Annotated in this window: 20 protein-coding genes and 1 riboswitch; of the genes, 14 read left to right on the top strand and 6 right to left on the bottom strand. The window is 40.6% G+C overall.

All coding sequences use genetic code 11. The features are described 5' to 3' along the window. The 12 genes from VLB74_RS11010 to VLB74_RS11065 form a co-directional block, all read left to right on the top strand. The coding region (locus VLB74_RS11010; RefSeq protein ID WP_325203509.1) for an outer membrane beta-barrel protein at positions 1-639 on the top strand (639 nt) is incomplete at its 5' end. 7 nt (positions 640-646) lie between these two features. Next, on the top strand, positions 647-1210 hold the full coding sequence (locus VLB74_RS11015) for a DNA-3-methyladenine glycosylase I (RefSeq protein WP_325203510.1): 564 nt from the start codon (positions 647-649) through the stop codon (positions 1208-1210). Between the two features lie 140 nt (positions 1211-1350). Continuing rightward, positions 1351-1447, top strand: a riboswitch (TPP riboswitch). A 67-nt stretch (positions 1448-1514) separates the two neighbouring features. Continuing rightward, entirely contained in the window at positions 1515-1721 is a 207-nt protein-coding gene (gene thiS, locus VLB74_RS11020; RefSeq protein ID WP_325203511.1) for a sulfur carrier protein ThiS, read from the top strand. 260 nt (positions 1722-1981) lie between these two features. Next, positions 1982-3805 (top strand): phosphomethylpyrimidine synthase ThiC, encoded by a 1824-nt coding sequence (gene thiC / locus VLB74_RS11025; RefSeq protein WP_325203512.1) that lies wholly within the window; start codon positions 1982-1984, stop codon positions 3803-3805. 18 nt (positions 3806-3823) lie between these two features. Beyond that, the gene (locus VLB74_RS11030; protein WP_325203513.1) at positions 3824-4408 is read left to right on the top strand and encodes a thiamine phosphate synthase; all 585 of its coding nucleotides are present in this window, start codon (positions 3824-3826) and stop codon (positions 4406-4408) included. Beyond that, entirely contained in the window at positions 4381-5136 is a 756-nt protein-coding gene (locus tag VLB74_RS11035; RefSeq protein ID WP_325203514.1) for a hydroxymethylpyrimidine/phosphomethylpyrimidine kinase, read from the top strand. Before VLB74_RS11030 ends, VLB74_RS11035 begins: the two co-directional genes overlap by 28 nt. Continuing rightward, entirely contained in the window at positions 5129-5752 is a 624-nt protein-coding gene (locus VLB74_RS11040; RefSeq protein WP_325203515.1) for a thiamine phosphate synthase, read from the top strand. The genes VLB74_RS11035 and VLB74_RS11040 overlap by 8 nt, the downstream gene beginning before the upstream one ends. Further along, positions 5739-6509: a thiazole synthase gene (locus VLB74_RS11045; protein ID WP_325203516.1), complete on the top strand. Its 771-nt coding sequence runs from the start codon at positions 5739-5741 to the stop codon at positions 6507-6509. The genes VLB74_RS11040 and VLB74_RS11045 overlap by 14 nt, the downstream gene beginning before the upstream one ends. A gap of 117 nt (positions 6510-6626) precedes the next feature. Then, complete coding sequence (gene thiH, locus VLB74_RS11050; protein ID WP_325203517.1) at positions 6627-7742, top strand: 2-iminoacetate synthase ThiH; 1116 nt, start codon at positions 6627-6629, stop codon at positions 7740-7742. Between the two features lie 53 nt (positions 7743-7795). Beyond that, on the top strand, positions 7796-8506 hold the full coding sequence (locus tag VLB74_RS11055; RefSeq protein WP_325203518.1) for a HesA/MoeB/ThiF family protein: 711 nt from the start codon (positions 7796-7798) through the stop codon (positions 8504-8506). Positions 8507-8551: 45 nt separating this feature from the next. Further along, on the top strand, positions 8552-9319 hold the full coding sequence (locus VLB74_RS11060) for a YoaK family protein (protein WP_325203519.1): 768 nt from the start codon (positions 8552-8554) through the stop codon (positions 9317-9319). Beyond that, positions 9316-9537 (top strand): VF530 family protein, encoded by a 222-nt coding sequence (locus tag VLB74_RS11065; RefSeq protein ID WP_325203520.1) that lies wholly within the window; start codon positions 9316-9318, stop codon positions 9535-9537. The genes VLB74_RS11060 and VLB74_RS11065 overlap by 4 nt, the downstream gene beginning before the upstream one ends. Before the next feature lie 3 nt (positions 9538-9540). Here the strand turns inward: VLB74_RS11065 and aat are convergent, their stop codons facing one another. The 3 genes from aat to VLB74_RS11080 all read right to left on the bottom strand — a co-directional run bounded on the left by aat (position 9541) and on the right by VLB74_RS11080 (position 11555). Further along, on the bottom strand, positions 9541-10185 hold the full coding sequence (aat, locus tag VLB74_RS11070; protein WP_325203528.1) for a leucyl/phenylalanyl-tRNA--protein transferase: 645 nt from the start codon (positions 10183-10185) through the stop codon (positions 9541-9543). 102 nt (positions 10186-10287) lie between these two features. Then, positions 10288-10668 carry a DUF3127 domain-containing protein gene (locus VLB74_RS11075; protein WP_325203521.1) on the bottom strand — a complete coding sequence of 127 codons (381 nt, stop codon included), beginning with the start codon at positions 10666-10668 and terminating at the stop codon, positions 10288-10290. 11 nt (positions 10669-10679) lie between these two features. Beyond that, the gene (locus VLB74_RS11080) at positions 10680-11555 is read right to left on the bottom strand and encodes a flavin reductase family protein (protein ID WP_325203522.1); all 876 of its coding nucleotides are present in this window, start codon (positions 11553-11555) and stop codon (positions 10680-10682) included. 162 nt (positions 11556-11717) lie between these two features. On the opposite strand from VLB74_RS11080, the gene VLB74_RS11085 reads away from it, so the two are divergent. Then, a complete protein-coding gene (locus VLB74_RS11085; protein ID WP_325203523.1) occupies positions 11718-12869 on the top strand; it encodes a sensor histidine kinase in 1152 nt (383 codons plus the stop codon). A gap of 258 nt (positions 12870-13127) precedes the next feature. Here VLB74_RS11085 and VLB74_RS11090 read toward each other — a convergent pair whose 3' ends face one another. Together VLB74_RS11090 and greA are read right to left on the bottom strand one after the other, a co-directional pair. Next, the gene (locus VLB74_RS11090; RefSeq protein WP_325203524.1) at positions 13128-13517 is read right to left on the bottom strand and encodes an HIT family protein; all 390 of its coding nucleotides are present in this window, start codon (positions 13515-13517) and stop codon (positions 13128-13130) included. A 78-nt stretch (positions 13518-13595) separates the two neighbouring features. Next, entirely contained in the window at positions 13596-14072 is a 477-nt protein-coding gene (greA, locus tag VLB74_RS11095) for a transcription elongation factor GreA (RefSeq protein WP_325203525.1), read from the bottom strand. 165 nt (positions 14073-14237) lie between these two features. Here greA and VLB74_RS11100 point away from each other — a divergent pair, with 165 nt between their 5' ends. Further along, positions 14238-14663, top strand: coding sequence for a Rieske (2Fe-2S) protein (locus VLB74_RS11100; RefSeq protein WP_325203526.1), 426 nt, complete (start codon positions 14238-14240; stop codon positions 14661-14663). A 58-nt stretch (positions 14664-14721) separates the two neighbouring features. Here the strand turns inward: VLB74_RS11100 and VLB74_RS11105 are convergent. Next, a partial coding sequence (locus tag VLB74_RS11105; protein ID WP_325203527.1) for a TonB-dependent receptor occupies positions 14722-15560 on the bottom strand: 839 nt, incomplete at its 5' end.

The raw sequence follows: 15560 nt of genomic DNA on the forward strand, positions 1-15560 counted from the left end.
ACCAACCAAAAGACAAGAAACACCATTTTCTATGAGAACAACAACACTTCTTTAAACATTACACAATCCCTTATCAGTTTGAAAAATGTTCAAACTACCTCCATTAACTTGGGACTGCCAATCCCTTTTGGAATAATTACCGAAGGAACTGCTTTTCTACAAAAAAGGAATGCCATAGATCAAAATGCTATAAGCTATCTCTTTGCAGATTTGAGTTACAATAAAACAAAATTCAATAACGACTTGTATACTGATTTTGAAAAAGGAACTTTCATGTTGTACCTGTATTCACAAATCATTTTAAAAGACGAGTACAAAATGTTTGTCAACTACAATTTCACTTCAAAAGGAAGCACGGATATTTATAATTTAAACGAACCCATTCAAAATCTGGATGTCAATTTTTCCGCAAAATACCTTGACAAAAAGCTTAGGGTACTCTTTGGCGTGCAAAATATTTTAAATACCTCGGGATTTAATGCTAACTTTAATGGGTTGAATTTAAGCTCATCCTACAATCGCATTAACGAAACCAGAATGGCGCGTATTACATTAACCTATACTTTTGGAAATTTCAAACCGATTGCAGATGAAGATTTTTCAAAAAAAGAACAGAACCTTATAAAACCGGTTAATTGATTAAGAAATGGACTCTAAAACCCGCTGCGCCTGGTGCGAAAAAGACGATTTGTACCGCGACTACCACGACAATGAATGGGGCATTCCTGTATACGACGACCAGAAAATATTCGAATTCCTGATTTTGGAAACCTTTCAGGCAGGGTTAAGCTGGTACACCGTTTTAGCCAAACGGGAGAACTTCCGAAACGCATTCGATAACTTCGATTACAACAAAGTTGCCAACTATACCGATTCCAAAATCGAGTCCTTAAAGCAAGATGCCGGCATCATCCGCAACGGGTTAAAAATAAAGGCCGCCGTGACCAATGCCATTGCTTTTATACAAGTTCAAAAAGAATTCAACACTTTCTCCAATTATATTTGGGGCTTCGTCAACCACCAACCACAGGACAACAAACCCAAAACCACAAAAGAAGTTCCTGCCACTTCCGAAATCTCCGATGCACTAAGCAAAGACCTGAAAAAACGCGGCTTCAAATTCGTCGGTTCCACAGTTGTCTATGCGCATATGCAGGCCACCGGAATGGTAAACGACCACGTGGAAGATTGCTGGACGAGGGAAAAGTAAGCAGTTATCAGTCGCTGTTCGCAGTCACAGTGGGCAGTCACAGTGGAGAATGCTCAAAAATAATCCACATATCTTGCCTCTTGTTTCTTTGCTCTATTCTCTTAAAATTTTTCACTCTTTTAATAAAAAAACATACATTTGTAACACTTTAGGGGTGCCTGCAACACGTAGGCTGAGATTTTACCCTCTGAACCTGATCTGGTTAATACCAGCGTAGGGAAAAGTGCGATGACTTCATAAGGGCGTTTTCACACACGCATTGCAGCCATTCCTAAAGTATTTTCAGATACTAAACCCAACAGGAATGGAACTAAAAATCAACAATCAACACAAACAATTCGAAAGCAACAGCCTTTCCGCACAAGCTTTGCTTGACCTTGAATTTCCGAACAAACAAAACGGAATAGCACTAGCCGTGAACAATACCGTCATTCCCAGAACCAACTGGAGCAATACCATTCTCAACGAAACTGACGACATTTTAATCATAACAGCCACACAAGGTGGATAATTTGGCTGCACATACGGGCTATTCGTTGCAAGTCCGCAGTCAAAAGCTAAAAAAACACAGCCCTGCAAGTGGCTTCCGCTGGTCGCCCCTTCCAGCACTTGTTTTTAAAAGCGTTTGCCCTTACGGGCTTTCCACTACTATCCCTTGCAGAATCGGAAAATAGAAGAAAGAGCAAAGAATAAAGACAAAAAAATCTGCGTAAGTCTGCGCTAAAAACAAAAATACAACCCAGTTATTCAATTATTCAGCAACTTAAAAAAATGGCACAAGAAGAAAAAATATCCAGACAACCTTTCCCCAATTCAAAGAAAGTATACTTAGACGGTGAACTCCATCCGATAAGAGTCGCCATGCGCGAAATCACACAATCCGACACAAAACTGGCCAACGGCGGCACTGAAAAAAACCCACCCGTAACCGTTTACGACACTTCCGGACCCTACACCGATCCGAATATCCAAATCGATATTAGAAAAGGCTTGCCTCGAATCCGCGAGCAATGGATTTTAGACCGAAATGATGTAGAAATTTTAGACGAAATCACTTCCGATTACGGAAAAGAACGTTTGAACAACCCCAAATTAGACCACCTGCGTTTCGAATACCAACACAAACCAAAACGCGCCAAAACAGACCAAAACGTAACCCAATTATATTACGCAAAAAAGGGAATCATCACTCCCGAGATGGAATACATCGCCATACGCGAAAACCAACGCATCGAACAATTGGAAACGGCGCAAAAAGCGATGCAATGCCAGCACGCAGGCCATAGTTTCGGAGCCAACACGCCAAAGAAAAAAATTACACCGGAATTTGTTCGCAGCGAAGTAGCTTCAGGACGCGCCATTATTCCAAACAACATCAACCACCCGGAAAGCGAACCTATGATTGTGGGACGTAATTTCCTGGTAAAAATCAATGCCAACATCGGGAATAGCGCTGTAACTTCCTCCATTGAAGAAGAAGTGGAAAAAGCGGTTTGGGCATGCCGTTGGGGCGCCGACACCATCATGGACTTATCCACCGGAAAAAACATCCATGAAACGCGCGAATGGATTATTCGAAATTCTCCAGTGCCCATCGGAACAGTTCCTATCTATCAGGCCCTGGAAAAAGTAAAAGGCATAGCCGAAGACCTAACCTGGGAAATTTTTCGCGATACTTTAATCGAACAGGCAGAACAAGGTGTTTCCTATTTTACCATTCACGCCGGAGTTTTATTGCGCTACATTCATTTGACAGCCAACCGCGTTACCGGAATCGTTTCCCGTGGCGGTTCGATCATGGCCAAATGGTGTCTTTTCCATCATAAAGAAAATTTTCTGTACACCCATTTCGAAGAAATCTGCGAAATCATGAAACGGTACGATGTCGCTTTCTCACTTGGGGACGGATTGCGTCCCGGTTCCATCGCAGATGCTAACGATGTCGCTCAATTCGCCGAACTGGAAACTTTGGGTGAACTGACTAAAATCGCATGGAAACACGACGTTCAGGTGTTCATTGAAGGCCCGGGCCACGTACCGATGCACATGATTAAAGAAAACATGGACAAACAGCTGGAGCATTGTTCCGAGGCGCCTTTCTACACGTTAGGTCCGTTAACTACAGACATCGCACCGGGCTATGACCATATCACTTCTGCCATCGGAGCTGCTATGATTGGATGGTATGGTTGTGCTATGCTTTGTTATGTAACCCCGAAAGAACATCTGGGCTTACCAAACAAAAAAGACGTAAAAGATGGTGTGATTACCTATAAAATTGCAGCCCATGCGGCCGATTTAGCTAAAGGGCATCCGGGAGCGCAATATCGAGACAATGCACTCAGCAAGTCCCGCTTCGAATTCCGTTGGGAGGATCAGTTTAATTTGGCTTTGGATCCGGACACGGCAAGGGAATTCCACGATGAAACCCTGCCGGCAGATGGCGCAAAAGTGGCACATTTCTGTTCCATGTGCGGACCAAAGTTCTGTTCCATGAAAATCTCACAGGAAATCCGTGACGTAGCCGAAGCTGAAAAAGGTATGAAAGCCAAATCGGAAGAATTTGCAGAAAGCGGAAAAGAAATTTATTTATAGATAGAAGAAAGATTAAAGATGATAGTAATTACCAGTCCGATTCCCGTTGCTAACGAAATCAGCATTATCCATTCACTTTTCCCGGAAGGATTAAAGCTGCTGCACGTACGCAAACCTGACTTTTCAGAAGCGGAAATGAGATCGTTTTTATCGGAAATAGGATTGGAATTTAGGGCCCGATTGGTTTTACACAGTCACCATCATTTAGCAGAAGATTATGGCACTAACCGGCTACATTTCCCCAAAAGCAACCGTAACCATGCCATGCATTTTTCAGATCCTAAATGGACAAAATCAACATCTGTGCACACAATCGATTCCTTTAACAAACTGAATGATATTTTCAATTATGCCTTTTTGAGTCCGGTATATCCGAGTATTTCGAAACAAGGTTACCATGCTAACATTAATCTGTTGGAAAGCCAGAAACAACGCACCAACTTCAAGACGAAACTGGTTGCATTGGGAGGTCTTTCATCGGAAAACATAAAAAAAACACTGGAAAACGGTTTTGAAGAAGTCGCATTATTAGGAAGTATCTGGTCAAACAGTAACCCCCTAAAAAATTTTAGAATATGTCAGCAACACGCCCATTCGTTTTAACAATCGCCGGACACGATCCTTCTGGCGGTGCCGGTATTTTATCCGACATCAAAACATTCGAACAACATCAGGTATATGGTTTAGCCATAACTACCGGCAACACTATTCAAACGGAAAACCAATTCCATGCGATTCAATGGACGGATTTGGATTTCGTACTGGAATCGGTAAAAAAACTATTTCGTACCTACGAAATAAAAGCCGTTAAAATCGGAATTATTCCTTCTCTGGAGTATTTAAAAGAAATTGTCACACTAATAAAAAAACAATCTCCACAAACAAAAATCATTTGGGACACCGTTTTGAGATCAACTACAGAATTTGAGTTCACAACCATCGAAAGTCAATGGGAATTGCGAAAAGTTTTAGAGCACATCGATTTGATTACACCAAATTATCATGAAATCCTAAAACTGGCAGATTCACAGAAATCTGCAGCTGAAATTGCTGAAAATCTTTCGGCATATTGCTCCGTTTTACTGAAAGGCGGACACCATCCAAGACAGAAAGGCATTGATTATCTGTATGTAGACAATGAACGCGCTAAATTGGTCAGTTCCCGCATAATCAATTCTGAAAAACACGGCTCTGGCTGTGTCTTATCATCCGCTATTACAGCAAATATAGCGTTGGGAAACGATTTCATTTTGTCATCGATGCGGGCCAAGACTTATATCGAAAAATACCTATCCTCGAACAAAACTTTATTAGGATATCATTATGTTTAGCAAATTGCACTATATCTCTCAAGGAAACACGGTTGAAGATCAGCTATTAAATATCCATCAGGCGCTGGATAACGGATGTGATTGGATTCAGCTGCGGTTCAAAAACCAGGACCAACATCAACTTTTCACATTAGCGGAAGCCGTAAAAACACTTTGCGAAGAATATTTGGCCACTTTTATCATTAATGATAAAGTTGATTTGGCCTTACAAATCAATGCTGATGGCGTACATCTAGGCCTAAACGACATGAATATAGAAAAGGCCCGAAACTTATTGGGCAATCATAAAATCATTGGTGGTACGGCAAATACATTGCAAGATGTTTTACAGCGTGTTGAAGAAAACTGTGATTACATCGGATTAGGCCCTTTCCGATTTACCACTACAAAAGACAATCTCAGTCCGATTTTAGGATTGGAAGGCTATCAAAATATTGTCTCGCAGATGAAACCCAGTAACCCTGAAATTCCGATTTATGCCATAGGAGGCATTCAGTTGGAAGACATCGCATCACTTTTGGATATCGGAATACATGGTGTTGCCCTATCTGGCCAGATTACAGAAAAACCGCAACTAATAACACAACTCAACGAAAAATTATATGTCAACGTTTAAAATAGCCGATAAGAATTTCACTTCACGTTTGTTCTTGGGGACAGGAAAATTCGGTTCAAACCACCATATGGAAGAAGCGATTCTGGCCTCGGAAAGCGAATTGGTCACCGTTGCTCTAAAACGCATCGATTTGGAAACCGAAACCGATGCTATTTTAAGTCACATCAACCATCCGCACATCAATTTATTACCAAATACCTCGGGAGCACGTAATGCGAAAGAAGCAATTTTTGCAGCACAACTGGCAAGGGAAGCATTGGAGACAAATTGGCTGAAACTTGAAATTCATCCCGACCCGAAATACCTGCTTCCCGATCCGATTGAAACCCTGAAGGCCACGGAAGAACTGGCCAAACTCGGCTTTATCATTTTACCTTATATTCACGCCGATCCGGTTTTGTGCAAACGCCTGGAAGAGGCCGGAACTTCGGCCGTAATGCCATTAGGTTCACCTATTGGAAGTAACAAAGGCCTAAAAACGGAAGATTTTCTGGAAATCATCATCGAACAGAGCAAGGTTCCGGTTATTGTAGATGCCGGAATTGGTGCTCCGTCCCATGCCGCCCGAGCCATGGAAATGGGGGCCGATGCTGTTTTGGTAAACACTGCCATTGCTGTGACCGGAAATCCAAAACTGATGGCGGAAGCTTTTAAGGAAGCGGTAATTGCCGGAAGAAAAGCTTATGAAGCGCAATTGGCACAAACAGTTAATTCGGCTGTGGCTTCGAGTCCGCTGACTGCGTTTTTATATGAGTAATTGACTTTTTATTAACCGCAAGGTTCACGAAGGTCTTCGCAAAGTCCATAAGGCCGGGTATTTATTTGAAAAACTTTGCGAGCCTTGCGAAAACCTTGCATTCTTTGCGGTAAAACTATGAACACCTTCAAATCGGTTTTTGGAAATTACGATTGGGACACCATTCAAAATAAAATATACCGGACTACAGAAACGGAAGTCAGAAACACTTTGGCAAAAAGCAAAAAAACGCTCGAGGACTTTCTGGTCCTGATTTCCCCGGCAGCGAAACCTTTTCTCGAGGAAATGGCACAGCAAAGTCATCAACTGACTCAAAAACGCTTCGGAAAAACCATCCAGATGTATGCTCCCATGTATTTGAGTAACGAATGTCAGAACATCTGCACCTATTGTGGTTTCAGTTTAGACAATAAGATCAAACGAAAAACACTGACGGAGAACGAGATTGAACAAGAAATCGCCGAACTAAAAAAAGCTGGTTTTGATCATGTGCTTTTGGTTACAGGGGAAGCCAACTACACCGTAAACATCAACTATTTTCTGAAAGCCGTAGCACAAATTAAAAAGCACTTTTCCTCGATATCCATTGAAGTACAGCCCTTATCGGAAGAAGAATACCTTCAACTGCACGAAGCCGGCGTTCATACGGTTTTAGTGTATCAGGAAACCTACCATCGGGAAGTGTACAAAGAATACCATCCGAAAGGAAAAAAATCCAATTTCGATTTCCGTTTGGAAACACCGGATCGCGTTGGCAAAGCTGGCATTCATAAAATCGGATTGGGTGTTTTATTAGGATTGGAAGATTGGCGGACTGACAGCTTTTTCAATGCACTGCACCTGGACTATCTTCAGAAAACATATTGGCAGAGCAAATACTCTGTTTCGTTTCCGCGATTGCGTCCGGCCGAAGGAATTATCGAACCGAATTTTATTATGGAAGACAGCGATTTGCTCCAACTGATATGCGCCTACCGACTTTGGAACGAAGATCTGGAAATATCGATTTCTACCCGCGAAAATGAGAAGTTCCGTGATAACATTATTCCGATTGGCGTAACATCTATGAGTGCCGGTTCCAAAACCAATCCGGGCGGTTACGCAGTTGATGTGGAATCCCTGGAACAGTTTGAAACCAGTGATGAACGTTCGGCACAGGAAATCGCCTCCATCATTGCCAGCAAAGGTTATGAGCCGGTCTGGAAAGACTGGGACAAAGCCTACACCACTTAAACATCTTATTACTTATCCCTTATCTCTTTTCACTTTTCCCTTAAAATAAAATTATGATTACGATAAACGATTATTTACGCTACGGCAAACCGATGCTGCTTCCCGAAGTGGGAGAAAACGGTCAGTTGAAACTCAAAAACGCCAAAGTACTGGTGATTGGCGCGGGAGGTTTAGGCTGTCCTATCTTACAGTATTTAACAGCATCCGGAGTTGGCACTTTAGGTCTTGTTGATTTTGATAAAGTAGCGTTGCACAACCTTCACCGACAGATTTTATACACCGAAAACAGCATCGAGAGTTCCAAAGCGATTACTGCCAAAACGGTTTTGGATACTTTGAATCCACATATTGAAGTTCATGCTTTTGAAGAAAAACTCACTTTAGAAAATGCTGAACGTATTCTTATCGACTTCGATGTTATTGTGGATGGCTGCGATAACTTTGCCACTCGTTACCTTGTCAATGACACCTGTGTTAAATTAGGAAAACCATTGGTTTACGGAAGCATTCTGAAATTTGAAGGACAAATGGCCGTTTTCAACAACAAAGGTTCTAAAAACCTGCGCGATTTGTTTCCGCAACCGCCCAATCCGGAAGATGTGCCTAATTGTAGCGTAAACGGTGTTTTGGGAACTTTGCCGGGCATTATCGGCACCATGATGGCACACGAAACCTTAAAACTGATTATGGATTTGCCGACGTTAGAAAATGAATTGGTGTTTTTTAACACATTGAACTGGAGTTACATTAAATTGAAATTTTAACTATATTTATTGATAGAAAAGAATTTATAAAAATTTTATTTATCAATGTTTAGACACCGAGGCAAGAACAGAACATTCCGTCACAACTTACGATTAGCCTCCAACCTCTCTTTGGTTGCCGGAATAGTGAACAGCGTAGGTGTTTTGGCCATTAGTACATTGACCACCAACGTAACCGGTCATTTTGCTTATTTTGCCGAAAAAATAATTATTGGACAATATGTCAACGCAATTCCTTATCTCCTTTATATCTTTTTTTTCTTTATCGGTGCTTTTGTTTCAAATTTTTTCATCGAAATAGCCTCTCTCAACAAAAAGAAATACATTCACACAACTCCAATGTTTCTGGAAATATTCCTGCTTGTCCTGGCAGGTTTTTGGAATGATTGGAATTTTACTGATGGTGAAAACACAAACCAAATCGCATACATCCTTTTGTTTTCAATGGGTTTACAGAATGCTTTGGTAACCAAAATATCGCAGTCGACAGTACGTACCACTCACCTTACAGGACTCTTTACCGATTTGGGCATTGAAATCTCACATTATTTTTTCTACAGAAATCATCCTAATACCATTACCGTTAAAAAAAACATTTTTCTGAAACTGTCAATTATAGTTTTCTTTTTTGCGGGTTGTATTTCGGGCACACTTTTGTTTTATCAGATGGGCACCAAGACACTGCTTGTAGCAGCCGCACTGATTACAATCGCCTTAACCATGGATAATCTGATATTTTATTATAATTTCACACGAAGAAAATTCAGAAGAGAAAAAACGATTAAAGATCTGAAAAAAGCCAATAAAGCATGAGCAAAGACCCATTACACGGCATAACCTTAAAAACAATTGTAGAAGAATTGGTTGATTTTTACGGTTTTGACACTTTGGAAGAACTGATTCCAATTAATTGTTTCAAGTCAAATCCGACGGTTAAATCAAGCCTGACGTTTTTAAGAAAAACGGATTGGGCCCGAAAAAAAGTGGAAGAACTCTACATCAGGACGCTTCCGAAAATGAAAAAAGAGTAAGATTTACTTCGGGCGGTAATGAAGAATCTGCATAAAATCATCGCGGTCGATTTCGCCGCAACCCAAACTTTCCAGATGTTCGTTGTAGACTTGGCAATCCAATAACAAATAATGATGCTCTTTTAGATAATTGACAAGCGACACAAAAGCCACCTTACTGGCATTGGACACTTTAGAGAACATACTCTCGCCACAGAAAACATGACCTAAATCGATGCCATATAAACCTCCTACGAGTTCATCATTTTGCCAGACCTCAACGGATTTAGCATGTCCGAGTTCGTGCAGTTTGCAATACGCTTCAATCATGTCATCAGTAATCCAGGTACCATTTTGACCTTCGCGTTTCGCCGATTGGCAATTGGAAATCACTGCCCTGAAATCCTTATTGAAGGTTACTTTAAAAATATTGCGGTTAAGGATGTTCCGCATGCTTTTGGACGGTTTGAAATCGTCGGGAAACAGCACCATTCGGTCATCCGGAGACCACCAGGTAATTGGTTCGCCGTCTTCAAACCAGGGAAATATCCCGCTGTTATAGGCCAACAAAAGACGTTCCGTACTCAAATCGCCACCCACGGCAATGATGCCCGAAGGATGGGTTTCGGAAACAGGCGGGAACCAAAGTTCTTTGTCTAAAAGATGTATTCTTTGCGGCACAAATTAAAATTTTATAAAATAAAAAAGTCAGAAATTTAAAATTACTCAAATTCCTGACTTCTTTCTAAATTCTAAATTCAGATTTCTGAATTAGAAAGGTAAATCGTCGTGCTCTTCTTCTTTTAAACTCGAAACCGGTTCGAAGGCTTCGCTCGCTGGCATTGGTGGCATTTGTGGTCCACCTGCCGGCGCTTCAGCCTGCAATTTTTCAATTCTCCATCCTACAATAGTGTTGAAGTATTTTGTTTCTCCTTGAGGGCTTACCCATTCTCTCCCTCTCAAATTGATGGAAACTTTTACAGTTTCTCCCACTTGGTAATTGTTTAGCAAATCGGTTTTATCCTGATGAAATTCAATCATAATCATCTGCGGATACTGTTCTTCCGTTGTAACTACCAATTCTCTTTTCTTAAATGAAGCACTTACCTGTTGTGCTGCATTGATCACTTTTACTTTACCTGTAACTTCCATCTTTTCTTAAATTATTGTTTTGCTAAAAGCACTTTCCAAGCGGTCAGTACTTCGTTTTTATCTAAATATTCTTTGGCCATCTGGAATTTCTTCTCCTCGTCGTCTGAACTCAAAACCGCTTTGATCCCGAAATCCTCTTTTACAAATATAGCAATTTCTTCTTCAGTTGGTACGGCTTCTATGTTCCCTAATTTCCCTAAATCGTTGCCGTCGAAAACAGGGCTTTCTTTTACGAAATCCGGCACTACGTCGACCCCTACACCTAAAGTGGTCAGTGGCTTTTCCACTTCGAACAGTCCCATATTGGCGCGGGTGTACCAGTTGCCTCCCATACGGGCTACCAAGTCGATTTTATGCTGATCGATTGCTCCATTAGCATCTAATACGTCTTCGCTGATGTGAATTTTCACCACTTCACAGATAATCAGATTTCCGGCTCCTCCCTGGTTACCCAAAGAAACGATTTCATTTACCTTACATTCAAACTGTACCGGGCTTTCCCCTACCCTGTAAGGTTTAATCACGTCGGAAGGCACCATAGTCAATCCGGCTTTTTCAAATTCATTAACGCCATCGGCATATTCCGTGCTTGATAAAGAGGCCTGCTGCACGATATCATAATTCACCACATTGATTACCACTTCACGGGTAGCATCGGCATTGATTAAGGTATGTTTAATCGTATTGTCGCGCACACGTCTCGCTGGTGAGAAAATCAATATCGGGGGATTGGAACTGAACACATTAAAGAAACTGAACGGCGATAAGTTCGGGTTTCCGTTTTCATCCAACGTGCTTGCAAAAGCTATCGGTCTCGGCCCAACGGCACCTTGAAGGTATGCCTGTAATTTCGTCGGAGCCAACTCCTTCGGATCAACGCTAATCATAATCTGAAAAATTTTGTCAAAGATACTTTTTTGACTCGAAACTTCCCTCAATTTTAACTCAAAACAAATGTAGGAAAATTTTTCGTTTAAAAATAAACTTTTGCCTGTAGCGATAAACTTTGTAAATTAGCTATTCTATAACCCTGGCATTCGAAACAAAGTATGAACTTTTCTTCAGACAGACGCAATTTAATACGCTGGATTATCATTCTCGCTTCTTTCAATTTTCTGGTGCTGATACTATGGAATACTTATACTTTCTTTCAAACCTTTAAAAGTGAAGAACGTCTGAAAATGGAACTTTGGGCAGCGGCTTCAAAAACGTTGAACAATGCCGATGAAAACACCGACCTGGACTTACCGCTTCAGATCATAAGCAACAATAAAACGATTCCTATCATCCAAACCAACGAAAGGGACAGTATCGTGAACATGGTCAATGTTGATGAGGAAATAACAAAAGACAAAGCGAAATCCATTGTTTTCCTGAATCGTTTAAAATCGGAAAATCCCCCAATAACGATTGACTATGCCGGGAAAAAGCATTTATTGTATTACGGCAACTCCTCTTTAATCACAAAACTGAAATATTACCCGATAGCATTGGTCTTAATCGGACTTTTTTTCAGTGGGATGATTTTCAACTTTTACCGCGCCAGTAAAATGGCCACGCAAAACCGTCTTTGGGCCGGTATGGCAAAAGAGACCGCACATCAGATCGGAACTCCATTATCCTCATTGATTGGCTGGCTGGAAATCATGAAAGCCGATAATGTGGACGAAACAACCGTTTCCGAAATTGAAAAGGATGTTAACCGACTCCAGACCATTACCGACCGATTTTCGAAAATTGGATCCGAACCCGTTTTGGAACGCCGCGATCTTGTTCAGGAAACCGAACAATCCTTTGAATATCTTAAATCACGAACATCTAAACAGGTGGAATTCTTATTTAAAACACCTCAACATCCTATTTACATTCGGCTCAATCCTGTTTTGCATAGCTGGACAATCGAAAACCTCGTAAAAAACGCCATTGATGCGATGAAGGGAAGAGGAAAGTTGGCCATCGTAATCGAAGAATTGGACCGCTTTGTCAAAATTAAAATTACCGATACCGGAAGCGGAATCCCAAAAAACCAGTTTAAGAGCGTTTTCGAGCCCGGTTTCACCACTAAAAAACGTGGTTGGGGACTTGGGCTTTCCTTAACCAAAAGAATTGTTGAGGAATATCATGACGGAAGGATTAAGGTAGCGAGTTCGGAAATCGGAAAAGGAACCACGATGCAGATTACTTTTAAGAAGGAGGTGTAAAATCAGCAAGATATTTTAAAAACACCACAGATTCGCAGATTAAAAGATAAAGAAATCTGTGAATCTGCGGTAAATATTATACAGTGATTCCAGCTTTAGATACATTAACGAAATTAATCAAAAAGTATACTGCTTTAATCGTTCAACGTCAGAAGACTTTGAGCAGTGAGGGGTCAGGCAAATACGAGAAAAACAGATACTACCAAAAAAAAAAAAAAGCGAAACCACTGATTTCGCTTTTCTATAAATTTTAAATCCTTACAGATTCGCCTGGATGTCTTTAGCTAAATTTTCAAACTGTTCCGGTGTAAGACTCACTTTTTGTTTGAAGGTCATCTCTCCCATTTCGTTCAATGGAATTAAATGTACGTGAACATGCGGTACTTCCAGTCCGATTACAGAAACCCCGATGCGTTTGCACGCCACGGTTTTTTCTAAGGCTTTGGCCACTTTACGCGAAAATTTCATCAAAGCCAGATAATGATCTTCCTCCATGTCGAAAATCTTGTCGATTTCCTGTTTCGGAACACAAAGCGTATGCCCTTTTGCATTCGGGTTTACATCCAGAAATGCGATAAAGTTATCGTCTTCGGTTACTTTATAACACGGAATTTCTCCGTTTATGATTTTAGTAAAAATAGATGCCATGTATTAAAAATTTAGAAGTTAGAATTTAGAAATCAGAATCCGGAAATTCCAGATTAATCCATTCTTAAATTATAAAATTTAGTCACGCGAAATTTCTAAAATCTCAAATTTCAACACGCCGTTCGGCACGATGATTTCGGCAGTTTCCCCAACAGATTTTCCTAACAATCCTTTTCCGATTGGAGAGGTTACAGAGATTTTCCCGGTTTTTAAATCGGCTTCACTTTCCGCTACCAACGTATATTTCAGTTCCATTCCGTTGGTCTGATTTTTAATCTTAACCGTAGAAAGCACCAATACTTTTGAAACATCCAATTGTGATTCGTCGATTAATCGCGCGTTGGAAACAACTTCTTCCATTTTGGAAATTTTCATTTCTAACAAACCCTGTGCTTCTTTTGCCGCATCGTATTCTGCATTTTCGGATAAGTCTCCTTTATCTCTTGCTTCGGCAATTGCCTGAGATGCTTTTGGTCTTTCTACACTCTTAAGATGATCTAATTCATCTTTTAATTTTTTCAATCCTTCTGCTGTGTAATAAGATACTGTGCTCATAACTTCATCGTTTATATAAATAGAAAAAATCCCATCGGAACGGGATTTCTTTTCTCAAAGATATTGTTTTTTACTTAATTTTCGTTTTTATTGCTGCATTACTGCATTTGTCAAAGTTAATTAATTTAAATTTGTTTTTCAATTGTTTTGCAAAATTATTTAAAAATGAAACGCTCCATTTTTCTCATCATAGTAACAGCTGTTTTTATCATCAGTTGCAATAAAGACGAAAACACTATCAACAACAACAACCCTTACCTGCCTAATTACCCGGTAAACGTGCAAATCAACATGAGCTTTCCGGCGTACAGCAACCTACAATACCCAAGCAATTCAGCATATGTTGGCGGCTATGGCGTTAGGGGAATTATCATCTTCAACACCGGGAGCGGATACTATGCTTTTGACGCAGCCTGTCCGAATCAGGCATTATCCAGTTGTTCTACCATGACGATAGACGGAATCAATGCCGTATGCGCCTGCGACGAAAAGGAATACAATTTATTTACAGGTTTGGCCAACGGAGCTCAATATCCGATGAAACAATACCGCACCTCCGTTAGCGGCAGTGTTATTAATGTTTACAATTAAAAAATCCTGACAGGAACTTCCCGCCAGGATTCAGTCAAACTCAACTAATAACTAAGCTCTAAAATTTAAGCGACACTCCAAGCATGGCATTTATACCTGCTTGAGGATAATATCCGGCACCTTCGATTGTGGTAATGGTTCCGGGATTACTGAAATCATCATCGTAGGTATAGAAATAACCATTGGATACATATTCATAATCAAAAATATTATTTACCAGTCCGCTTACAACAATGGATTGCAGCACCGATTTTGTTTTAATCTCCCAATTCACCGAAAAATCATTCACAAAATAACCTTCCAGTTTTGAAACATCCGAATCGATATTCCCCATATATTGATCGCCTACAATTTTTGTAAACAATGACAATTGAACTGTTTTAATAGGCGAATAAGTAACAATATTCCCGGCAATGAAACTTGGCGAGTAGGCAATATTGGTATCGCCTAAATTCTCAAGGACACCATTCCTCTGGAACACAAAATCCTTGTTTTTATTCATACTAACCGTAACATTCGGGCGGATAACCAGTTGTTCCAAAACAGTAAGCGCTGCATCTGCTTCCAAACCTAATCGGTAACTGTCACCACTATTGGCCCTAATCGGAGAACCCACTTCATCCAGTTGACCAGTAAGCACCAATTGGTCCTTATAAGCCATATAATAACCATTTATGTTTAATCTTGTTCTTGCAGACACATAACGCCATCCCATTTCGAAATCGTTCAGCTGCTCCGGCTTCGGACTACCATTTTCATAATCCGTACGATTTGGTTCGCGGTTTGCCCTGGCGTAAGACCAATAGATTGTGTTTTTCTTATTAATGGCAAAAGTTACCCCTGCCTTCGGATTAAAGAAATTAAAGGTATCATTCACTAGACCTGTTTCTGGTGAAT

The organism is Flavobacterium sp., assembly GCF_035456225.1.
Lineage (GTDB): Bacteria > Bacteroidota > Bacteroidia > Flavobacteriales > Flavobacteriaceae > Flavobacterium.